This window comes from Pseudomonas lactucae (assembly GCF_016937615.1).
Lineage (GTDB): Bacteria > Pseudomonadota > Gammaproteobacteria > Pseudomonadales > Pseudomonadaceae > Aquipseudomonas > Aquipseudomonas lactucae.
Genome location: NZ_JAFHKI010000197.1, coordinates 1 through 22,735 on the forward strand (window position 1 = coordinate 1; position 22,735 = coordinate 22,735).

Here is a 22,735-nt window from a genome sequence, read left to right on the forward strand (position 1 = left end):
GGCTTGCCCCCGATAGCGCAGTGGCAGTCACTGTCTATATTGACTGACCCGCTGCAATCAGGGGCAAGCCCCCTCCCACATTTAGTTCTGCATCAGTTCTCGCCACCGAGTTAAACCAATACGGTAAACTGCGCGCACTGCTGTCTGGAGCTATTTATGCGCGAAGCGTTGAATCAAGGCCTGATCGACTTCCTCAAGGTCTCCCCTACTCCTTTTCATGCCACTGCCGCCCTGGCCCAGCGCCTCGAAGCGGCCGGTTACCAGCGTCTCGACGAGCGCGAGACCTGGGCCACCGAAGCCAACGGTCGCTACTACGTGACCCGCAACGACTCCTCGATCATCGCCTTCAAGCTCGGCCGTCATTCGCCGCTGCAGGGCGGTATCCGCCTGGTCGGCGCCCACACCGACAGCCCGTGCCTGCGGGTCAAGCCCCAGCCCGAGCTGCAACGCCAGGGTTTCTGGCAACTGGGTGTTGAAGTCTACGGCGGCGCGCTGCTGGCGCCATGGTTCGACCGTGACCTGTCCCTGGCCGGCCGCGTGACCTTCCGCCGCGACGGTAAGGTCGAAAGCCAGTTGATCGATTTCAAGTTACCGATCGCCATCATTCCCAACCTGGCCATACACCTGAACCGCGAAGCCAACCAGGGCTGGGCGATCAATGCCCAGACCGAGCTGCCGCCGATCCTCGCGCAGTTTGCCGGTGACGAGCGCGTGGACTTCCGTGCCGTGCTCACCGACCAACTGGCACGCGAACATGGGTTGAACGCCGATGTGGTGCTCGACTACGAGCTGAGCTTCTACGACACGCAAAGCGCCGCGGTGATCGGCCTCAATGGCGATTTCATCGCCGGGGCGCGCCTGGACAATCTGCTGTCCTGCTACGCCGGCCTGCAAGCCTTGCTCACCAGCGAAAGCGAGGAAACCTGCGTGCTGGTGTGCAACGACCACGAAGAAGTCGGCTCCTGCTCGGCCTGTGGCGCCGATGGCCCGATGCTGGAACAGACCCTGCGCCGCCTGTTGCCCGAAGGCGATGAATTCGTACGCACCATCCAGAAATCGCTGCTGGTATCTGCCGACAATGCCCACGGCGTGCACCCTAACTACGCCGACAAGCACGACGCCAACCACGGCCCCAAGCTCAACGCGGGCCCGGTGATCAAGGTCAACAGCAACCAGCGCTACGCCACCAACAGCGAAACCGCCGGGTTCTTCCGTCATCTGTGCATGGCCCAGGAAGTACCGGTGCAAAGCTTCGTGGTGCGCAGCGACATGGGTTGCGGCTCGACCATCGGCCCGATCACCGCCAGCCACCTGGGCGTGCGCACCGTGGACATCGGCCTGCCGACGTTTGCCATGCACTCGATTCGCGAACTGTGCGGCAGCCATGATCTGGCGCACTTGGTGAAGGTGTTGGGGGCGTTCTACGCGAGCCACGATCTGCCCTGATCTCCAGTGTGGGAGGGGGCAAGGCGAATCGTCGCACCGCCCTCCCACATTTAGTTCGGCGTACATCTGACCTGCATCAGCTGCACTTCCCATAATTCGACCTAGACTTGTCAGTATTCCCACTCCGACAAGGCCGTCGCCCCATGATCTCCATGTCCGCCTTCCACGCCCTGCTTATCCCCATTCTGGTCGGCATGTTCCTGCTCGCGGTCGGCTTCAATTTTCGCGACAAGCCCCTCGGCGTGTTCGGCATGTGGGTCGGCATGCTGCTGATCCTGGGCACTGTGGTGTACAAGATCCTCGCCAAACTGGCCGAATGACGCGTGCCCTCGTACACTCGGTCGACCTGTCGTCTTCAAGGTTGACCGCCTCGTGCTCTCCCGTCTGTTCGCCCTGCCCTGCTACCTGCTGATCGCCCTGCTCACCCTGCTTCCCACTTCGCCTGCCCACGCCGTGGGCTTGCCTGGACTGCTGGGCGGTACCGCCAAGGCTCAACCTCAAGCCGAGGCGCCCCTGGGGCAGTCCCTGGATGAGGTGATCAAGACCCTGGAAAACGACCAGCAGCGCAGCCAACTGCTCAGCGACCTGAAAAAGCTGCGCGCCGCCACGCAAAAGGCCCAGCCCGCCGCCGAACAAGGCGTGCTCGGGCTGATCGGCAGCACGCTGTCCGGCCTGGAATAGCAGTTTTCGGGCAACGACAGCCCGCTGGGGCGCTGGTCCAATGAGGTCGACCTGGCCAAGGACGAACTCAATGCCTTGATGCTGCCGGCCAACGAGTGGCTGCCAATCATCTTCGGTTTCGCCCTGATCCTCGCGCTGTGGAGCCTGCTGGCCGCCGTGCTGATCTGGCTCAGCCACCGCGTGCGCGAGCGCTTCGGCCTGCCGGAAGAACTGCCGCAACACCCGCGCACCTGGGACATGGTGCGCTTCGCCCTGCGCAAACTGGGGCCGTGGCTGATCGCCCTGGTGATCACGGTTTACCTGAGCTACGCCTTGCCCTCGTCCCTGGGCAAATCCCTGGCGATGGTGCTGGCTTACGCGTTGGTGGTCGGTACTTGTTTCTCGGCGATCTGCGTGATTGCCTTCTCCCTGCTGGACGGTCCGCACCGCCATCGCGCGCTGTACATCCTGCGTCACCAGGCCTTCCGTCCGCTGTGGTGGATCGGCAGCTTTGCCGCCTTCGGCGAAGCCCTCAGTGACCCGCGCCTGGTGAGCGCACTCGGCCAGCACCTTGCCCACACGGCGGCGACGGTCGCCAATGTGATGGCCGCGCTGTCCACCGGGGTGTTTATCCTGCGCTTCCGCCGGCCGATTGCGCACCTGATACGCAACCAGCCGCTGTCGCGGCGCCTCACCCGCCGCGCCCTTACCGACACGCTGTCGATCATCGGCACCTTCTGGTACCTGCCGGCGATGTTGCTGGTGGGTATCTCACTGTTTGCCACGTTCCTGTCCGCCGGCGACACCAGCACCGCCCTGCGCCAGTCGTTGTTGTGCACGGTGTTGCTGGTGTTGTGCATGGTGATCAACGGCCTGGTGCGTCGTCACGCCCTCAAACCCCAACGGCACAAGCGCCATGCGCTGTATTCCGAACGTCTGAAAAGCTTCATCTACACCCTGGCCCACTTGGTGGTGTGGCTGGTGTTTATCGAGCTGGGCCTGCGGGTGTGGGGCCTGTCGCTGATTGGTTTTGCCGAAGGCGAGGGCCATGAAATCGCGGTCAAGCTGTTCGGGCTGGCCGGCACGCTGCTGTTTGCCTGGTTGATCTGGATCCTCAGCGACACCGCGATCCACCACGCCCTCACCCGTTCGCGCAAAGGCCTGGCCAACGCGCGGGCGCAAACCATGATGCCGTTGATCCGCAACGTGCTGTTCGTGACCATCTTCATCATCGCCGCCATCGTCGCCCTGGCGAACATGGGCATGAACGTCACTCCGCTGCTGGCCGGTGCCGGTGTGATCGGCCTGGCCATCGGCTTTGGTGCGCAATCGCTGGTGGCGGACTTGATCACCGGCCTGTTCATCATCATCGAAGATTCCCTGGCGATTGACGATTACGTTGACGTCGGCGGGCACCTGGGCACCGTCGAGGGCCTGACCATCCGCACCGTACGCCTGCGCGATATCGACGGCATCGTGCACACCATCCCGTTCAGCGAAATCAAGAGCATCAAGAACTACTCGCGGGAGTTCGGCTACGCGATCTTCCGGGTGGCGATCCCCTACAACATGGAGATCGATGCCGCGATCAAGCTGATCCGCGAGGTCGGCCAGAAAATCCGCAACGACCCGTTGCAGCGCCGCAACATCTGGTCGCCGCTGGAGATCCAGGGGGTGGAAAGCTTCGAGTCAGGCAGCGCAATCCTGCGCGCACGGTTCAAGACGGCGCCGATCAAACAATGGGAAGTGTCGCGGGCGTTCAACCTGGCGCTCAAGCGGCAACTGGATGAGGCCGGGCTGGATCTGGCCACGCCGCGCTTGAGTGTGCAGGTGGTGACGGGGGCAACGGGCGGGTTGGAGAAAGACAAGAACGCTTGAACCTTTAGGAACCGGCTTGTTGTGGCGAGGGAGCTTGCTCCTGCGGGCTGCGAAGCGGCCCCACGATTTTGGGAGCGCTTCGCTCTCCAGCGAGAGCAAGCTCCCTCGCCACAGGGGATGAGTCAGGCCAGCGCAGTGCCATCCATCGTCTGGCGCAGGCTCAATGGGCGCATGTCGGTCCAGGTTTCTTCGATGTAGGCCAGGCATTCCGTCTTCAGGCCGCTCTTGCCCACGGTGCGCCAGCCTTCCGGCACGGCCTTGTAGTCAGGCCAGATGGAATACTGTTCTTCATGGTTGACCACTACCTGAAACAGGATGTCGTCGCGGTCAAATACTGAGGTCATTGCTGTTCTCCAGGGTTTGAAGGTTGTCTGCGCACCACGCGCAACGCTGCTATCTGTAGAGACGTACCACGCCGTGAAAAAATTAGAGGATGGCCGCCAGGGCTCGCCCGAAGATCCCGGCCCCTCCCACATTTACATCGCACTCGGCTTCACAGCCCTCGATATTTTTCATTCAGCGCATACAGAATCGCGCACGTCTCGGCATCCAGAACCCCACGATAATCCCGCGCGCGAAAGTGCATCTGGAACGCCCGCGTCCTGCGCTCAAAGCCCTGGCGATTTTTGGCCGGCGCATAGCCATAGCGCTGGAATGCGCGCTCCACTTCCACCTCCGGCGGCAGCCCCAGGCAAAACCGGCGCTGGTACATGGCCCGCGTCGAGTCGTCAAACCAGGCGCCGATTCCCGCCTCGAACAGGCGCCGCCAGGGCAACCGGGGGCCCGGATCGCTCTTGCGCCCGTAGGCCACATCCGAATGCCCGAGGATATCCGTGGCGCCGATGTGCGGGTAGCGTCCGAGGATGTCGCGAAGCAGCGCAATCAATACGTCGATCTGTTCCTCAGGGTAGGCAGGAAAGGTAAACACGCCGCCGTCATCGCGTGCCAGGTTGACCAGTTCGATGCCAATCGAGCGGCTGTTGAGATTGTCGCGCCCGCCCCACTGACTGACGCCCGCATGCCAGGCACGCTTGTCCTCATCCACCAGGCGAAACGCGCGCAACTCGTCATAACCGGCGGCGCGGTAGCCGGGCTCATGTGGGTCGGGCAGCAGATAATGGGCACTCACCCCGTCGCGGGTCAGGGTGTGCAGTGATGACGCGAAAGGGGCGGCGGTGTAATGCACGATCAACTGGCGCACCGGCTCGCCGTTACGTTCGTTGAAGCCCAGGGCAGGGAAACTGGTGTCGATGACCAACATAAGAACCGTCCTTTTCAATACAGGCCGAGTCGTTCGGCCCGTTCAAGCGCAAAAAAATTACCGCCATCCTGACGATCCGTACGTCAGGCGGGCGGTAACTATTTGGCACTGGAAAGAAAAGAATCAGCGCCGCAGCGGCATGCCCAACTCGACGCGCAAGCCGTCGACCTGGCTGTCGAACTTCAGCGAGCAGGAACAGCGCTGCACGATGGCTTGCACAATCGCCAGGCCCAGGCCGCAGCCTTCACTGTTGCCGTTACGCCAGAAGCGTTGGGTGAGGTATTGCAGGTCTTCGCTGGAAATCTGCTTGCCATGGTCGCGCACCCGGAACACCACCTGTTCAGCGGTGGCGTGCACGCTGAGTTCGACGCGGGTGTCGGCCGGGGTGTGGCGCAGCGCGTTGTCCAGCAGGTTGCGCAGCGCCGCAACCGCCAGGCCCACGGGCATTTCCACCGGAGTGGCGCAAAGGTTGTCCGGCAGGATCAGGTCGATACGGGTGCTGTCTCCCGCATTGGCATCCTGGATCGCCAGCCGGGCCACCTCTTCGGCGCTGGACTGCACGCCATCGTCAAACGACAGGCTGCCTTCCACACGCGCCAGCAGCAGCAATTGCTCCAAGGTGCGGTGCAGGCGGTCGGCGCCCGCCTCGGCATGCGCCAGGGACTGGTCGCGGGCCGCGCCGTCGGTCATGCGCGCCACTTGCAGGTGGGTCTTGATCGCCGTCAGCGGGCTACGCAGTTCGTGGGCCGCGTCGCCGGTGAGGCGGCGTTCGCGCTCGATGGTTTTTGGCGATGCGCTGCAACAGTTGGTTCTGGGTGTCGAGCAGCGGCTTGAGCTCACTGGGCAACGGGTGGATCTGCAGCGGCTCCAGGGAGTCGGCACTGCGACGCATCAGTGCGTCACGCATGCGGTTGAGTGGCAGCAGGCTCTGGCCAATGCCCAGCCACAGCAGGCACAGGCAGCCGAGCATGGCCACACCCACCGGCACCGACGCCGCCAGCAGGATCGACATGTTCAGTGCTTCGCGCTCCACCTGGCGGTCGGCGGTGGTAATCAACAGGTCACCACGGGACAGGGTAAAGCTGCGCCAGCCCACGCCGTCGATCATCTGATCGCGAAAGCCGCTGCGTTGCGACTCCAGGCCCTGGTCCGGGGTGGTGTGGCTGCGCGCGAGGATTTCGCCACGCAACGAGCTGACCTGGCAGGCCATGCCGCCGGGCACATTGAAGTGCTCGGAATTCAAATGCGCACCGCCGCTCACACTGGCCAGGCCCGGCATCTGCTCGGTGAGCCCTGCCACCATGCGCGCCGAGGCCACCAGACGCTGATCGAGGGAAAACATCATCTGGTTGCGCAGGTCGTTGAGCATCCAGGCCGCCGCCAGGGCCCAGATCACCACGAATGCGGCGCCGAGCTTGAAGGTCAGGCGCAGGCGCAGGCTCTTCACGAAGCGTTTTCTCCATCATCCGCCGGGCCCAGGCGGTAGCCCAGGCCGCGCACGGTTTCGACGATGCCATTGCCCAATTTGCGCCGCAGATGGTGGATGTGCACGTTGAGCGCGTTGCTTTCCAGCTCGTCATTAAAGCCGTAGACACTGTCCTTGAGTTGCTCGCTGGACAGCACCCGGCCCTTGTTGTGCAACAGCGCCTGCAACAGCGCCTGCTCGCGGCGCGACAGGTCGACCGGCTGGCCGCCGAGCAGGGTTTCGCGGCTGCTCGGGTCGTAGGTCAGGCGGCCGTGCTCGATCAAGTTGACGCTGCGCCCCGCCATGCGGCGCAGCAGGGTCTGCAGGCGTGCGGCCAATTCGCGCAGGTCAAAGGGTTTGAGCAGGTAGTCATCGGCACCCGCTTGCAGGCCGTCGACGCGGTTGGTCACCGAATCCCGTGCGGTCAGGATCAACACCGGAATTTCCAGGCCCTGGCTGCGCAATTGCTGCAGCAGCTTCAGGCCGTCTTCGTCGGGCAGCCCGAGATCGAGCACCATGATGTCGAAGGTCGCTGCCTTGAGCATCGCGCGCGCGGCTGCGGCGGTTGCGACGCGCTCGACCGTAAAGCCCTGGGCGCCGAGGCCGGCCACGATGCCGCTGGCGATCAGTTCGTCGTCTTCACAGACCAGTACGTGCATGCTGAACCCTTCATGAAAGATGGGGAGATTAGAGAAGCCAAGGATTAAGCGCGCATTATGCCGCCAAAGTTCGCAACACCAGAGAATCCCTACACTCTAGAATAGTCCCCGGTTAATCATCGGTTAATCAACGCCACACATTGTGTGCCTCACTTGCATCGAACTAAGGCTTGACCATGCGGCATCTTTTTACCTTTCTGCTGGTGTTGTTCGCGGGATTCGCCCAGGCAGCGCCGGGCAATCCCTTCGAGACCAAACCCGACTTCCTCCCGGTGGGCAAGGCTTTCACCTTTACCTCCGAACGCCTTGAAAGTGGCGAAACGCAGCTGTATTGGCAGATTGCCGACGGTTATTACCTGTACAAGCAGCGCATGAAGTTCGATGGCCTGACCGAAAAACCCGCATTGCCCGAAGGCGAAGCCCACAGCGATGAGTTCTTTGGCGAGCAGCAAGTGTATCGCCAGGGCCTGGAAGTGAAGCTACCGGCCGGTGTCACTGGCCAGATCAAGCTGGGCTGGCAGGGCTGCGCCGATGCGGGCCTGTGCTACCCGCCGCAGTCGATCAGCGTGGACCTGGGCGGCAACCCGGCCGTCGCAGCCACCGCGCAGGCCCAGGACCAAAGCCTGGCCAGCGGCCTGCAACAGCGCAGCCTGGGTTGGAGCCTGCTGGTGTTCTTCGGCCTCGGCCTGCTGCTGGCGTTCGCCCCGTGCTCATTGCCGATGCTGCCGATCCTTGCCGGCCTGGTCGTCGGCAGTGGCGCCAGCCCGCGCCGCGGGTTTGCCCTGGCCAGCAGCTATGTGGTGTGCATGGCCCTGGTGTATGCCGCACTCGGTGTACTGGCCGCCGTGCTCGGCGCCAACCTTGCCGCGCTACTGCAAACCCCTTGGATTCTCGGCAGTTTCGCCGCCTTGTTCGTGATCCTTGCCCTGCCGATGTTCGGCTTCTTCGAACTGCAACTGCCAGCGTTTCTGCGTGATCGCCTGGACAACGTCAGCCGTCAGCAGAGCGGCGGCAGTCTCATCGGCGCGGGTGTACTCGGCGCGCTGTCCGGCCTGCTGGTAGGCCCGTGCATGACCGCGCCGCTGGCCGGCGCGCTGCTGTATATCGCCCAGAGCGGCAATGCGCTGCACGGTGGCCTGATCCTGTTCGCCATGGGCATCGGCATCGGTATTCCGCTGTTGCTGCTGGTGACTGTGGGCAATCGCTTCCTGCCCAAGCCGGGCACGTGGATGAACGTGCTCAAGGGCATCTTCGGCTTCCTGTTCCTCGGCACCGCGGTGCTGATGATTCGCCCGGTCGTTGGCGAAAGCCTGTGGATTGGCCTGTGGGGCGCGTTGGGCCTGGCAATGGCCTACTGCGGCTGGACACTCGCCCGTGAATATGGCCTGGCCGCCAAAGTGTTCGGCGCCGGTTCCCTGGTGCTGGGCCTGTGGGGCGCAGTGCTGGTGGTGGGCGCGGCCGGTGGCAGCGACGACCTGTGGCAACCGCTGAAGGTCTACAGCGGCTCGCGGGTAGCCGGCGCGCCGACCGCCCACGAAGCCTTCATGACCATCAACGACCCCGCCGTGCTGCAAACCCAGCTCGACAGCGCCAAGGCCCAGGGCCAGTGGGTGCTGGTGGACTACTACGCCGACTGGTGCGTGTCGTGCAAGATCATGGAAAAACAGGTGTTCGGCCAACCTCAAGTGCTGGAGGCCCTCAAAGACGTGCGCCTGCTGCGCCTGGACGTCACTGCCGACAACGCCGCCAGCCGCGAACTGCTGGGCCGCTACAAAGTACCGGGGCCACCGAGCTTCGTCTGGATCGGCCCTGACGGTGAAGAACGCCGCGCCCAGCGCATCACCGGCGAGGTCAATGCCGACGCCTTCCTGCAACGCTGGAACCAGACCCGAGACGCCCTCTGATGCTGACCCTGACCATCGGCACCTTCGCCATCGCGCTCAATCACATCCTGCTCATCAGCGCGCTGATTCTCGCCACGCTGGTGGGTTGGCGCGTGGCCAAGCGTGGCGGTGAAAACCCGGAATCGGTGCTGTTCAGCCTGTTCCTGCTGGGCATGCTGGCCGCGCGCGTCAGCTTCGTGGCGATGTACTGGAGTTACTACCGTAACGACCCGTTGCAGATGGTCGACCTGCGCGACGGTGGCTTTCTCGCCTGGCCGGGTATCGTCGTGCTGATCGTCGCCGCGCTGGCCTACGGCTGGCGTCGCCCGGCGCTGCGCAAGCCGTTGAGCGCCGGGGTGATGACCGGCCTGCTGTTCTGGGGCATGACCAGCCTGTCGCTGAGCGTTTATGAAAAAGGCACGCGCCTGCCGGACATCACCTTGCGCACAGCCAATGGCGAGGTGGTGCAACTGGCCGATTACCAGGGCGGCCCCCTGGTGATCAACCTGTGGGCCACCTGGTGCCCGCCGTGCCGACGCGAAATGCCGGTACTCGAAAGTGCCCAGCGCATGCGCCCCGACGTGACCTTCCTGTTCGTCAACCAGGCCGAAAGCATGCAAAGCGTCAGTACCTTCCTGGCGACCCAGGGGCTGACCCTCGACAACGTATTGTTCGACGCCGGCGGCCGCCTCGGCCAGGCCGTGGGCTCCATGGCCCTGCCGACCACGCTGTTCTACGCAGCCGACGGACGCCTGATCAACAGCCACCTGGGCGAGTTGTCCCAGGCCAGCCTGGCCCGTGCCATGGAACCCTTCGACACCCCAGCTCCTGCCGCCACAAGGAAACCGACATGCCTCGCCTCCGCCACCTGCTGACCCTGCTGCCATTGACGCTCGCTGCCACCCTGGCCCAGGCCGAAGACTGGCCGGCACCGATCAAACAGATCGAAGCCAAGGGCGCCAAAATCATCGGCAAGTTCGAGGCTCCCAGCGGCCTCACCGGCTACGCCGCGCAATACCAGAATCGAGGCATGGCCCTGTACCTGACCGCCGACGGCAAAAGCGTGATTGCCGGTAACCTCTACGACGCCCAGGGCAATGACCTGAGCACGGAGCCCCTGGAAAAACTGGTGTACGCGCCCATGGCCAAGCAAGTCTGGGCCAAGATGGAAAACAGTAGTTGGATCCAGGACGGCGACAAGAACGCCCCCCGCATTGTCTACCTGTTCAGCGACCCCAACTGCCCGTATTGCAACATGTTCTGGGAACAGGCTCGGCCATGGGTAAAAGCCGGCAAGGTGCAGTTGCGCCACATCATGGTCGGCATCATCCGCGAAGACAGCGCCGCCAAGTCGGCTGCCCTGTTCGCCGCTAAAGACCCGCAAAAAGCCTTGGAAGAACACGAGGCCGCCGGCAAAGGCAGCAAGTTGCAGGCCCTGGCCAAGATCCCGGCGGATATCGAAGCCAAGCTTGATGCCAATATGAAGCTGATGGATGAGCTGGAATTGTCGGCGACGCCGGCGATTTTTTATCTGGATGACAAGGGTGGGTTGCAGCAACAGCAGGGGGCGCGTCGCCGGATAAGTTGGTGAAGATTATGGGACCGAAATAGACCATCCGATCCCACAGAAAAAATGCTCGCCGACAGCAGCCTGTAAACAAATGCAGACTACCGCGGCGAGCATATTGCGGGGGCGGATCAAGTACCGCTGCAATTATCCCATCAACTATCGTTATCCTCCGGACGATACCAGATGGTTAATGAGTCCAGACAACCATGCATACGGCTTACCACGTTGACATGCGTGACAAGCCGTCTTTCAACATCTTGGAAATCAACCCATGACGGCGGAACAACATCACGGGTTTCCAGTACGTTGTTGTTCTGATCGAAGAACGTGAACGTGGCACTTTCCACACTAACCCCGGAATAGGCGAACTTGATACGCTCGCAGTTTTTCTTCAATCGCAGGGTCACCAACTGTAACTGGTCAGGACCGCCACACCGCAATGCCAGGGACCTCCCCTCAACCATGCCTGGCACCTCTTCTCCCTTGCCACGGACAACATGAATCCCAATACCTCGAGGCGAGGTGGCAGGTAGCTCCAGGTCCAGGAGGCGTGTTTCGATGAGAGAGGGCGGGCCTAAATACTCCTTCGTGGAATAACCTTCAAAATTATCCGACTCGCTCTCCAATGGATCACGCAGGATAAGCCTCAGCGAAGGAAATGCCACCGCGTCACGTTCATGACTACTCTCGTCAGGCGTGACTTTGCAAAGAAACGTCAATTCGCTTTCATCTTTCAACGACCTCAACTCAGCGCGATCCAAAACAGCCCACACGCCCGATTCGGCTTCGTCAGACGTGATCGTTTTGCCCTTCAGCACATCGAACGTATGGGGCTCGCCATTCCACTTGGTCCCGACGCCTTGCAACCAGATCTTTTGCCCCGCCAGGGCAAACCACCAGGCGAGGGAAAACTCATCGTGGTATACGACGATATCCGCATCGCCCTTAAAGGTCCGTAGATCCAGAATCCCACCCTGAACCGCCGGCGGCGTAGCCTGCGGCACCACGGGTGTCGGCAGACGATGCGGCACGCTGATGCTCAGTTTAAAAACGTCGGCAGTCGCCTGTTTGCATGCGCTGCTCACCGTGTAATCAATGTCCACTGTTTTACCAATGCTCTCGATCACCGCCTCACGCGGTACAACAAAACTTACCGGTCCCGACGTGCTGCCGGACTGGGTTTCCAGCGGCCAGCAGGCACCATTGGGCTTTTTCCAGCACACCGCCAGGGTGTGGTGGTCGCTGTTGCCCAGGTAGTCCACTTCGACGTGTACCCCATTGCGTCCATTCCAGGCGGTCAAGTCATTGCCCACCGCTTCGGTGACAGTCGGCGCACGCAACACCAGGTTTTCCTGGACGATGTTGAAGCGTCGGGTGGGAAATTCTATAGCCGTCGCACGGTCGCACCGCCAGTCAAAGCTCGCCGCAAAGTGCAGTTCGAAGTCACTGCAGTCCGCCAGCTTTTTCAGCTCGCTGCGCGGCATCGGCGTATCGACCCCGTCGCGCAGCCACTTCGCCGTCAACGGTTCATCCATCAACACGTCAAATCGATAAGGGTCACCGTCCTCAAGCAAGCCCGTGCCCCACATCCAGCAGCAGTCACCTTCACGAGCATAGTCCCAGATCGGTACTACGCCGATTGCATTACCGGGGAATGTATTGAGGTCCACCACACCCGCCGTTGCCTCTTCGATATCCGGCGTGGTCAGGTGCGGCGCCAGTACCTTGACCTCGCGCTCGGGTGACGGCTGCGGCGGATTGCCGTTGAAGGAAACGTCGTAGGTCAGCGTCAGTGATTTATCGAAAAAACGCGCGATGATCTCTGGCGCCAGCTTGACGGAAACAGAGCTCTCGCCTGCTTTGACCGTGACGCAGCCCAGTGGCTGAGGTCGATAACCAACGCTCTTCACCGAAAAACACACGCGATCGCCTGCCGTGATGTCCGGATACGTGGCATCTACATCGCCGCCTTGAGGGGTGAGCAACGGATTGAGCGTCCACTGGCCGGGGCTGCACTCCACCGACTGGCGCAGATGCGGCGGCGGTAAATTTTGAAGACCCGGCGCGACTATCAGCGCACTGGTAGGACGCGGACGCCCCTCAAGGGCGTTTGCCGGAAGACGCGTTTCAACGATCGGGTCCACGTCGGCCGGAGGCTGCGGTTGAGTACCGTCGCAAATCCAGCCCCAGTGAATCGTCAGCGAGCCCCACGGCCGCCGCCGTGCCATCCAGCCGCGTGACAGCTTCAGGCTGATCACACCACCGGGAATGGCTTCGGCTGCTGTAACCACGTGAGCATAAGCCACGATATGGAAAGCAAACGGTGTCTGGTCCTGATCGCCCGCGACGTTGACGAAGAGCTGATCGCCCGCCTTTACCAACGGATGGGCGTACGCCAGGATGGTCTCATCGCCCTCGAACGTATTCATATCCAGCGTCGGTGTGTTGTGAACCAGTTTGGAGTGGACAAACTTGGGCACATAACCCTCCAGGTCCACTTCGTCGTAAAAACGTACCGCCACCTCGGTGACCAGCGAGTCAGCATATTGGCCTCCCGCTACGCCCGAATAAGAGAACAACAATGTGCGACCCATGCCGGCGCTTAGATAGTCCAGCGGAATCGCAATGTCTCGGCTTCCGCTGCTACCCGTTAAATCCACAATGTCTGCAAACACCGGCTCATCCGCATCCTTCACGCGCACCTGAACGGTGATGGGCGAACCGTCCATACGCGAATCCGTGGTCAAATACGGACCGTCCTTCACATCCAGCGGATACAGGGTCCCGTCTTCGCCCTTATAAATAACCGGGGCCGCCACTTCAATAGCGTTGGGTTCAGAGGGTTTGGACGTTGATTGCTTTTGTTTGGCCATGGTCAGAAACTCCGAGTTCTCTGGAACGTTTCCCTCAACCAGGCAGGTCAAGGGGGGACCTTAGTGAGCTCGTATTACGCTTGCATGCCTACTGTCAGAATTGACAGTTCGGCCGAATGGCGCGTGGTTTATCTACCAACGGCCACTCGCCCGGCGTTGCACCGGGCCGGCGTCAACGCCTTTGAACCACGATAAAACCCACGTCGTCCTCCGACAGGCGCTGACCCTTGGCCCTTTTACCACCGCGCCCGCCACCCAGAAAAACCGACGACACCCGCCAATAATCAATCGCCACCAGCGAGCGAGACATCGCTCACACAGAACAAGAAAGCATAAGATTAGTTCGTCTTCTCATTTGACAATCATTATCATTCATCATAATTTGTTGCCCGATGTGTAGGAGGCCTCAGCAAGGACGCCCTCCCCTAACCTCTTTGGCAACCAGGTGATTTCCATGACGGAACAAGTATCCACAGGCAGGTGCGACTCACCCCTTCTACAGGCATTCGTCGATAACCGACTGATCCTGGTGAAGATTGCGGCACGTATTACCGGGTGCCGCTCGCGCGCCGAGGACGTGGTCCAGGACGCCTACTTCCGCCTGCAATCGGCGCCGACGATCACCTCATCGTTCAAGGCCCAATTGAGTTATCTATTCCAGATCGTGCGCAACCTGGCCATCGATCATTACCGCAAGCAGGCCCTGGAGCTCAAATATTCCGGGACAGAAGAGGAAGGCTTGAATGTGGTTATTCACGGCGCGTCACCGGAAACGTCACATATCAATTTCAATACCCTGGAAAGCATCGCCAACGCCTTGACGGAGCTGCCGCAGCGCACCCGCTACGCGTTCGAGATGTACCGTCTGCACGGCGTGCCGCAAAAGGACATCGCCAAGGAACTGGGGGTTTCGCCGACCCTGGTGAACTTCATGATTCGCGATGCGCTGGTGCACTGCCGCAAGGTGTCGGGCAGCCACAGCGATACGTTCGCGCGCAGGGTCTGACACTCAGCTCAGCGCGTCGGCATCACATCAATGCGATACGGCTCGAAAATCTTCAGCATCTGGCCGTCATCGCGCAAACGCTTGAGCATCGCGGAAAACGCCTCGCCGGTGATCGGCGCCTTGGGCCGCAGCAAGGCATAGTGGTGATAGATCTGATCGATGCGTTCCGACACCAGGAACTGCCCGGCCATGTCAGCGTTGCGCACCATGAAGTCACTCAAGTACGAGCGGGTCACCAGGGCGATATCGGCGCGGCCACGGGCGACCATCAACAGGTTGCTGTCGTGGGAGTAGGTCAACGTCGCGTTGAAATGCTCGGCCATGTTCTTGGGGTCGGAGTTGAAGTTGGCGAAGGCGTAGTGATAGCCGCTGAACACCGCCAGGCGTTTGCCGGAGAGGTTGACGAAATAATCCTGGCCGCGACCGGGCTCCCGCTGGGCGACGAAGATTTCCGCGTCCTCCAGGCCCATGTCGACACTGGTATGGGGAATTTTCTGCCAACCCCAGTCGGGGTTTTCGAAAATGGCCATGTCGACCCGGCCCTGCTCGAAATCGCGAAAACGCCGAGGAATCGAAGTGGGCACCAGCACAAACTGGTAGTCGGTCTGCGAGGCGTTCAGGGCCTCCACCAACTGCGGTAACAACCCCGTGTCGGCGCCCTGCTCCGGGCGCACGGTGTAGGGCGGGAAATGCGCCGCGCCGATGCGGACCAGTTGCGCAGCCGAAGCCGACGTCCAGCACGCGGTGCCCAGTGCCCATAAGGTAAGTCCTGCAGCCAGCCGCCATGGCGATAACATCAAGGCACACACCGTTCATCACATTGATGGCGATAAGCTAGGCGTTTTTGTCTGCCGAGACAACTTTCCACTGGCAAATTAATAGTTTGCGCCTCAATCGGCTTTCAAAACCATCAACAGGGCTTCTTCGGCCAGTTGCTCAAGGGTCAGGCTGCCTTCATCGCGAAACCAGGTGGTGGTCCAGGACAAGGCGCCGGTCAGGAAGCGCCGCGCAATAAACACATCGCCCTTGATATATCCGGCGGCCTTGGCCTCGCCCAGCACCTGCAGCCAGATGTCTTCATACACATCGCGAAGAGCCAGCACGTGGGCCTGCCCCTCGGCCGACAACGAACGCCATTCATACACCAGAACCGCCATGGCCTCGCCGCTGCCGCCCATGATTGACTGCAACTCGCAGCGAATCAGCGCCAGCACGCGTTCGCGCACAGTCGTGGCCTCCTGCAGCGACGCGCGCATCAGTGCGGTGTTGAAGTGGATGGTTTCCTCCATCACCGCCCGCAGGATCTCGTCCTTGCTTTTGAAGTGATGAAAGATGCTGCCGGACTGGATGCCCACTGCGCTGGCCAGGTCGCGCACGGTGGTGCGCTCGAACCCCTTGTTGCGAAACAGGTGCGCCGCGGTTTGCAGCAACTTGCCCCGGGCACTGTCGGGGTCGGTCAATTGGCCTCCGTCGACCATGGTGCGCATCACCCCCAGGGTTTTCTGCTCGTCCATGCTGCCCTCACCTCTACTATCGTCTTGGGCGGCAATTTAGGCTGTGACTGCGAGCCAAGCAAGCGCTTGGGTAAAACTTGTATCGGCAGTTTACAAACCAAGCGCTTGCTTGGTAGTCTCGACCGCAGCCATTCGAGGAAGGATTTCTCATGAGCAAGACGGTTCGTATCGGCTGCGCCAGCGCCTTCTGGGGCGACACCTGCACCGCCGCCGCCCAATTGGTGCAAGGCGGCGCGCTGGATTACCTGGTGTTCGACTACCTGGCGGAAGTCACCATGTCGATCCTGGCCGGTGCGCGCATGAAAGATCCGCAGGCCGGTTATGCCACGGACTTTGTCGAGGTGCTCACCCCGCTGCTGGGCGAGATCCGGCGCCAGGGCATCCGCGTGATCAGCAATGCCGGCGGCATCAACCCGCTGGCCTGCGCGGCCGCCCTGCAAACCGCCTGCGACACGGCGCGGGTCCCGCTGAAAATCGCCGTGCTGCTGGGCGATGACCTGCAACCCCAGCTCAAACAGCTGCAAGGTGTGACCGACATGTTCAACGGCACGCCGCTGCCGCCGATATGCGTGTCGGCCAATGCCTACCTCGGCGCACCGGGCATCACCCAGGCCTTGCAGTTGGGCGCCGATATCGTGATCACTGGCCGGGTGGTCGACAGCGCCGTGGTTAGTGCCGCGCTGGTGCATGAATTCAACTGGTCCTGGCACGACTATGACCGCCTGGCCCAGGCCGCACTGGCCGGGCATATCATTGAGTGCGGCGCCCAGTGCACCGGCGGTAATTTCACCGATTGGCGCGATGTACCGGACTATGAACACATCGGCTTCCCCATCGTCGAAGTCAGCGCCGACGGCCAGTTCACCGTCAACAAGGTCGACGGCAGCGGCGGGCTGATCAGCGAACTCAGCGTGGCCGAACAGCTGTTGTATGAAATCGGCGACCCACGTGCGTATGTATTGCCCGATGTGATCTGTGATTTCAGCCAGGTCAAGCTGCAGCAGCAAGGCAGGCACCAGGTGCGCCTGCACGGCGCCAAGGGTTTGCCGCCGACCGCTCACTACAAGGTCAGCGCCACGTATCCCGATGGCTTTCGTTGCACCGCCAGTTGCCTGATCGCCGGGATCGATGCGGTGGCCAAGGCCGAGCGGGTCAGCCAGGCAATCATCCACAAGACCTCGGCGTTGTTCAGCCAGCGCGGTTGGGCACCGTACACCGAGGTGAATATCGAACTGCTCGGCAGTGAAGCGACCTACGGCGCCCACGCCCAGCGTCAGGATTGCCGTGAAGTGGTGGTGAAGCTGGCCGTGCGGCACCCCAACAAGCAGGCGCTGGTGCTGTTCGCTCGCGAGATCGCCCAGGCCGCCACTGGCATGGCGCCGGGGCTCACCGGCATCGTCGGCGGACGGCCGACGGTGTACCCATTGATTCGATTGTTTTCGTTCCTGATCGACAAGGCAGACTGCACGGTCGCCATCGATTACCAGGGCCAACGCCATCCCGTCCAATTGCCCAGCGCCGCCGCGCTGCGAGCGCCGGTCGCGCCTATAGACGCGCCCAAGCCCGAGGGCCACGCCGATGCCAGCGTGCCGCTGGTCAAACTCGCGGTGGCGCGCTCCGGCGACAAGGGCAACCACAGCAACATCGGCGTGATCGCCCGCGATCCCGCGTACCTGCCGTGGATCGCCGAAGCGCTGACCCCGGAGGTAGTCGTCGACTGGATGGGCCACGTGCTCGACCCTGTCTACGGGCGTGTCGAACGCTGGTACCTGCCCGGCAGCCACAGCCTGAACTTCCTGCTGGAAAATGCCCTGGGCGGCGGCGGTATCGCCAGCCTGCGCATCGACCCCCAAGGCAAGGCCTTTGCCCAGCAATTGCTGGAAATCCCCATCGCCGTGCCGCAACACATCGCCGAGCAATTCAAATAAGGAGCGTTGCCGTGGCTTTCGACTCGATCTTCAAAGCCGACCTGTTCCAGGGGCATACCGTGATTGTCACCGGTGGCGGCAGCGGTATTGGCCGCTGCACCGCCCACGAGCTGGCGGCGCTTGGTGCCCAGGTGATCCTGGTCGGGCGCAAGCCGGAAAAACTGGAAAAGGTCGCGGCAGAGATCACCGAGGATGGCGGTATCGCGCAGTGGGGCGCTTGCGACATTCGCGATGAAAACAGCGTCACCACCCTCGTCAGCCATCTGATTCAACAGTACGGTCCAATCCACGGCCTGGTGAATAACGCCGGCGGCCAATACCCCGCCCCGCTGGCGTCGATCAACCAAAAGGGTTTCGAAACGTGGTGCGCACAACCTGGTCGGCGGTTTCCTGATGGCACGCGAGGTGTTCAATCAATCGATGAATAAGCACGGCGGCGCCATCGTCAATATGCTCGCCGACATGTGGGGCGGCATGCCCGGCATGGGCCACTCCGGCGCGGCGCGGGCAGGCATGGACAATTTCACCAAGACCGCCGCCGTCGAATGGGGCTGCGCCGGTGTGCGGGTCAACGCCGTGGCGCCGGGCTGGATCGCCTCCAGCGGCATGGACACCTATGAGGGTGCGTTCAAAGCGTTGATCCCGAGCTTGCGCGAACATGTGCCGCTCAAGCGTATCGGCACCGAATCGGAAGTCAGCGCCGCCATCGTGTTTCTGCTCAGCCCCGCCGCCGCCTTCATCAGCGGCAGCACCCTGCGCATCGACGGTGCCGCCAGCCTCGGCAGCCGCGCCTGGCCGCTGCACAAGGCACAGCCGCCAGGCGCGCCGTTCAACGGTTTCCACCGGGCGTACCTGCCGGATGTACTCAAGGCGGGGGAATAGCGCATGCCGGTGATTGAAAGTCTGATCGACCCCCATAGCCCCCAGTTCGCGCAGAACCGCGACGCCCTGCTGGAAAGCCTCCAGCACCTGCGCCACCTGGAGCAGAACCTGTTGAACAAGGCCCAGGAAGCCAAGCCCAAGTTCGACCAGCGCGGCCAACTGCTGCCGCGAGAACGCCTGAACCTGCTGCTGGACCCCGGCGCGCCGTTCCTGGAACTGGCCAGCCTGGCAGGCTACAAGCTGCATGACGACAAGGACGGCAGCGCCGCCGGCGGTGGGTTGATCGCCGGTATCGGTTACGTCAGCGGCGTGCGCATGCTGGTGGTGGCAAACAACAGCGCGATCAAGGGCGGCACCATTTCCCCCACCGGCCTGAAGAAATCCCTGCGCCTGCAACAGATCGCCCTGGAAAACAAACTGCCGATGGTGACGCTGGCCGAAAGCGGCGGCGCCAACCTCAACTACGCCGCCGAGATTTTCGTCGAAGGCGCGCGCAGCTTTGCCAACCAGGCGCGCATGTCGGCCATGGGCCTGCCGCAGATCACCGTGGTGCATGGCTCGGCCACGGCGGGCGGGGCGTATCAGCCGGGGCTATCGGATTATGTGGTGGTGGTGCGCGGCAAGGCCAAGCTGTTTCTCGCCGGCCCGCCACTGCTCAAGGCCGCCACCGGCGAGATTGCCACCGATGAAGAACTGGGCGGCGCTCAGATGCACGCGCAAACCGCCGGCACCGCCGAATACCTGGCGGAAACCGACGCGGACGGCATACGCATCGTGCGTGAAATCGTCGGGCTGTTGCCATGGGACGACCGCCTGCCGCCAGCACCACGACGCACCTACACAGAACCGCTGTACCCCATCGACGAACTGCTGGGATTGATCCCCAACGACCCGAAAAAGCCCTACGACGTGCGCGAAATCCTGGCGCGCCTGGCCGACGCGTCCCACTGGCTTGAATTCAAGGCGGAGTTCGATTCCCACACCGTCTGCGGCCACTTGCATATCCAGGGCCGAGCCGTGGGCGTGATCGGCAATAACGGCCCCATCACACCCAAAGGCGCGAGCAAGGCCGCACAGTTTATCCAGCTGTGCGACCAGAGCCGCACACCGCTGCTGTTCCTGCATAACACCACCGGTTTCATGGTCGGCACCGAGTCCGAGCAGCAAGGGGTGATCAAGCACGGCGCGAAGATGATCCAGGCGGTGGCCAATGCGCGGGTGCCTAAGCTCACGATTGTGGTGGGCGGCTCCTACGGCGCCGGCAATTACGCGATGTGCGGCCGCGGCCTCGACCCGCGCTTTATCTTCGCCTGGCCCAACAGCCGCACGGCAGTGATGGGCGGCGCGCAGGCGGGCAAGGTGCTGCGTATCGTCACCGAGGCCAAACAGTTGAAAGACGGGCTGGTGCCCGATCCCAAAATGCTGGACATGCTGGAACAGGTCACCGCACAGAAACTCGACAGCCAATCCACTGCGCTGTATGGCAGCGCGAACCTGTGGGACGACGGGCTGATCGATCCACGGGATACGCGAACGTTGCTCGGTTGTTTGCTGGATATCTGCCATGAGGCCGAAGTACGGCAATTGCAACCGAACAGCTTCGGCGTGGCGCGTTTCTAACAGGAGAACAACAACAATGATCTTCACCCAGGAACATCAGGAACTGCGCCGCAGCGTGTGCGCCTTCGTCGACCGCGAGATCAACCCCCATGTGGACGAATGGGAAAAAGCCGGGCGCTTTCCCATCCACGAGATCTTCCGCAAGGCCGGCGACCTCGGCCTGCTGGGCATTTCCAAGCCGGAAAAATTCGGCGGCATGGGCCTGGACTACAGCTACTCGATCGTCGCCGCCGAAGCGTTCGGCACCATCCATTGCGGCGGCATTCCCATGTCCATCGGCGTGCAGACCGACATGTGCACCCCCGCCCTCGCCCGCTTCGGCTCCGATGAACTGCGCGACGAATTCCTGCGCCCGGCCATCAGCGGCGAACAGGTCGGTTGCATCGGCGTTTCGGAAACCGGCGCGGCTCCGACGTCGCCGGGCTCAAGACCCATGCGCGCAAGGACGGCGCTGACTACGTGATCAACGGCAGCAAAATGTGGATCACCAACTCGCCCAGCGCCGACTTCATCTGCCTGTTGGCCAACACCTCCGACGACAAGCCGCATATCAACAAATCACTGATCATGGTGCCGATGAACACCCCGGGTATCAGCGTCAGCCCGCCCCTGGAAAAACTCGGCATGCACAGCTCCGAAACCGCCCAGGTGTTCTTCGACGAGGTGCGCATACCGCAGCGCAACCGCATCGGCCACGAAGGCGCGGGGTTCATGATGCAGATGCTGCAGTTCCAGGAGGAACGCCTGTTCGGCGCGGCCAACATGATCAAGGGCCTGGAGCACTGCATCGACAGCACCATCGCGTACTGCAAGGAGCGCCGGACCTTCGGCAAGGCACTGATCGACAACCAGGTGATCCACTTTCGCCTGGCCGAACTGTCCACCGAAATCGAATGCCTGCGGGCGCTGGTCTATCAGGCCACCGAGCAATACATCAAGGGCCAGGACGTGACGCGCCTGGCCTCCATGGCCAAACTCAAGGCCGGGCGCCTGGGCCGCGACGTCAGCGACAGCTGCCTGCAATACTGGGGCGGCATGGGCTTCATGTGGGACAACCCGGTGGCGCGGGCCTATCGCGATGTGCGCCTGGTGTCGATCGGCGGCGGCGCCGACGAGATCATGCTGGGCATCATCTGCAAGCTGATGGGCACCCTGCCAGGGAAAAAATCATGAACACCTTGCTGCTCGAACCCCATAACGGCGTGCTGCACATCACCCTGAACCGGCACGGATGCCGCAATGCCATGAGCCTGGAGATGGTCAACGAATTGCGTGCGGTGGTGGCGCAATTGGACAGCCAGACGCGCGCCCTGGTGATCAGCGGCGCGGGCGGGCATTTCTGCGCGGGGGCGGATGTGAAGGACCTGGTCACCGCGGGCGGCCATTTGGCCGCGTTGAACCGCGCGTTTGGCAGCCTGCTGCAAGAAATGGAAGCGGTTTCGCAGGTGGTGATCGTGGTGCTGCAAGGCGCGGTGTTGGGCGGCGGGTTCGGCCTGGCATGCGTGAGTGATATCGCGATTGCCGATCACAAGGCGCAGTTCGGGTTGCCGGAAACCAGCCTGGGCTTGCTGCCGGCGCAGATTGCGCCGTTTGTGGTCAAGCGCATCGGCCTGACCCAGGCGCGGCGGTTGGCGCTGACAGCGGCGCGGTTCGATGGGGTTGAGGCCGAACGATTGGGACTGGTGCACTTTACCGAAAGCGATCCGCAGGCACTGGCGCAGCGACTGGATGAAGTGCTGGGGCAAGTGCTGCAGTGCGCGCCAGGGGCGAATGCACGAACCAAGGCGCTGTTGCTGGCCAGCGTGGACCAGCCATTGGGGCCGCTGCTGGACCAGGCGGCGCAGTGGTTTGCCGAGGCGGTGAGCAGTGAAGAAGGGATTGAAGGGACACAGGCTTTTGTGCAGAAAAGAAAGCCTGGGTGGTGCAAATGAGGCCATCGGGGCGTGACAGCCGAGCAAGATGTTGGATCTGACCGGGTACATATCCGTTGCTGCGGTAACGGCGACTATTGGTTCCGCTTTTACAGCGGGTCACTTTTGGAAAAGAGCCCCAAAAGTAACCAAAAGGGCTCTTGCCCCAACACTCGGCAC

Annotated in this window: 14 protein-coding genes and 5 pseudogenes; 12 read left to right on the forward strand and 7 right to left on the reverse strand. The window is 62.2% G+C overall.

What is annotated here, in order from left to right; all coding sequences use genetic code 11:
- Nucleotides 1-156 precede the first annotated feature (156 nt).
- From JWR98_RS27455 to JWR98_RS27465, 3 genes and pseudogenes are all read left to right on the forward strand, one after another.
- A complete protein-coding gene (locus tag JWR98_RS27455) occupies nt 157-1,446 on the forward strand; it encodes a M18 family aminopeptidase (protein ID WP_078734059.1) in 1,290 nt (429 codons plus the stop codon).
- A 143-nt stretch (nt 1,447-1,589) separates the two neighbouring features.
- Nucleotides 1,590-1,766: a hypothetical protein gene (locus JWR98_RS27460; protein WP_179119942.1), complete on the forward strand. Its 177-nt coding sequence runs from the start codon at nt 1,590-1,592 to the stop codon at nt 1,764-1,766.
- 52 nt (nt 1,767-1,818) lie between these two features.
- Nucleotides 1,819-3,984 (forward strand): annotated as a pseudogene (locus JWR98_RS27465) (mechanosensitive ion channel domain-containing protein).
- 122 nt (nt 3,985-4,106) lie between these two features.
- Here JWR98_RS27465 and JWR98_RS27470 read toward each other — a convergent pair.
- The 4 genes and pseudogenes from JWR98_RS27470 to JWR98_RS27485 form a co-directional block, all read right to left on the reverse strand.
- A complete protein-coding gene (locus tag JWR98_RS27470) occupies nt 4,107-4,328 on the reverse strand; it encodes an MbtH family protein (protein ID WP_078734061.1) in 222 nt (73 codons plus the stop codon).
- A gap of 149 nt (nt 4,329-4,477) precedes the next feature.
- A complete protein-coding gene (locus tag JWR98_RS27475) occupies nt 4,478-5,245 on the reverse strand; it encodes an N-acetylmuramoyl-L-alanine amidase (protein ID WP_078734062.1) in 768 nt (255 codons plus the stop codon).
- A gap of 123 nt (nt 5,246-5,368) precedes the next feature.
- Nucleotides 5,369-6,692 (reverse strand): annotated as a pseudogene (locus JWR98_RS27480) (ATP-binding protein).
- The gene (locus tag JWR98_RS27485; protein WP_065927228.1) at nt 6,689-7,369 is read right to left on the reverse strand and encodes a response regulator; all 681 of its coding nucleotides are present in this window, start codon (nt 7,367-7,369) and stop codon (nt 6,689-6,691) included. Before JWR98_RS27485 ends, JWR98_RS27480 begins: the two are co-directional and overlap by 4 nt.
- Nucleotides 7,370-7,545: 176 nt before the next feature.
- Between JWR98_RS27485 and dsbD the strand changes: the two genes are divergently transcribed.
- The 3 genes and pseudogenes from dsbD to dsbG all read left to right on the forward strand — a co-directional run bounded on the left by dsbD (nt 7,546) and on the right by dsbG (nt 10,863).
- Nucleotides 7,546-9,273, forward strand: a complete 1,728-nt coding sequence (dsbD, locus tag JWR98_RS27490) for a protein-disulfide reductase DsbD (protein ID WP_205491728.1) — start codon at nt 7,546-7,548, stop codon at nt 9,271-9,273.
- Nucleotides 9,273-10,127, forward strand: coding sequence for a TlpA disulfide reductase family protein (locus JWR98_RS27495; RefSeq protein WP_078734065.1), 855 nt, complete (start codon nt 9,273-9,275; stop codon nt 10,125-10,127). The genes dsbD and JWR98_RS27495 overlap by 1 nt, the downstream gene beginning before the upstream one ends.
- Nucleotides 10,103-10,863, forward strand: a pseudogene (gene dsbG / locus JWR98_RS27500) (thiol:disulfide interchange protein DsbG). Before JWR98_RS27495 ends, dsbG begins: the two are co-directional and overlap by 25 nt.
- 111 nt (nt 10,864-10,974) lie before the next feature.
- Here dsbG and JWR98_RS27505 read toward each other — a convergent pair.
- The gene (locus JWR98_RS27505) at nt 10,975-13,695 is read right to left on the reverse strand and encodes a hypothetical protein (protein ID WP_205491730.1); all 2,721 of its coding nucleotides are present in this window, start codon (nt 13,693-13,695) and stop codon (nt 10,975-10,977) included.
- Nucleotides 13,696-14,149: 454 nt separating this feature from the next.
- On the opposite strand from JWR98_RS27505, the gene JWR98_RS27510 reads away from it, so the two are divergent.
- Nucleotides 14,150-14,701 (forward strand): RNA polymerase factor sigma-70, encoded by a 552-nt coding sequence (locus JWR98_RS27510; RefSeq protein ID WP_078734068.1) that lies wholly within the window; start codon nt 14,150-14,152, stop codon nt 14,699-14,701.
- An 8-nt stretch (nt 14,702-14,709) separates the two neighbouring features.
- Here the strand turns inward: JWR98_RS27510 and JWR98_RS27515 are convergent, their stop codons facing one another.
- Nucleotides 14,710-15,498: a substrate-binding periplasmic protein gene (locus JWR98_RS27515; RefSeq protein ID WP_205491732.1), complete on the reverse strand. Its 789-nt coding sequence runs from the start codon at nt 15,496-15,498 to the stop codon at nt 14,710-14,712.
- Between the two features lie 93 nt (nt 15,499-15,591).
- Nucleotides 15,592-16,215, reverse strand: coding sequence for a TetR/AcrR family transcriptional regulator (locus JWR98_RS27520; RefSeq protein ID WP_078734070.1), 624 nt, complete (start codon nt 16,213-16,215; stop codon nt 15,592-15,594).
- A 149-nt stretch (nt 16,216-16,364) separates the two neighbouring features.
- Here JWR98_RS27520 and JWR98_RS27525 point away from each other — a divergent pair, with 149 nt between their 5' ends.
- From JWR98_RS27525 to JWR98_RS27545, 5 genes and pseudogenes are all read left to right on the forward strand, one after another.
- The gene (locus JWR98_RS27525) at nt 16,365-18,143 is read left to right on the forward strand and encodes an acyclic terpene utilization AtuA family protein (RefSeq protein ID WP_205491734.1); all 1,779 of its coding nucleotides are present in this window, start codon (nt 16,365-16,367) and stop codon (nt 18,141-18,143) included.
- 11 nt (nt 18,144-18,154) lie between these two features.
- Nucleotides 18,155-19,025, forward strand: a pseudogene (locus tag JWR98_RS27530) (SDR family oxidoreductase).
- A gap of 3 nt (nt 19,026-19,028) precedes the next feature.
- Entirely contained in the window at nt 19,029-20,645 is a 1,617-nt protein-coding gene (locus JWR98_RS27535; RefSeq protein ID WP_205491735.1) for an acyl-CoA carboxylase subunit beta, read from the forward strand.
- Nucleotides 20,646-20,661: 16 nt separating this feature from the next.
- Nucleotides 20,662-21,818: pseudogene (gene atuD, locus JWR98_RS27540) on the forward strand (citronellyl-CoA dehydrogenase).
- Complete coding sequence (locus JWR98_RS27545; protein WP_205491737.1) at nt 21,815-22,576, forward strand: enoyl-CoA hydratase/isomerase family protein; 762 nt, start codon at nt 21,815-21,817, stop codon at nt 22,574-22,576. The pseudogene atuD and the gene JWR98_RS27545 overlap by 4 nt, the downstream one beginning before the upstream one ends.
- Nucleotides 22,577-22,735: the final 159 nt, after the last annotated feature.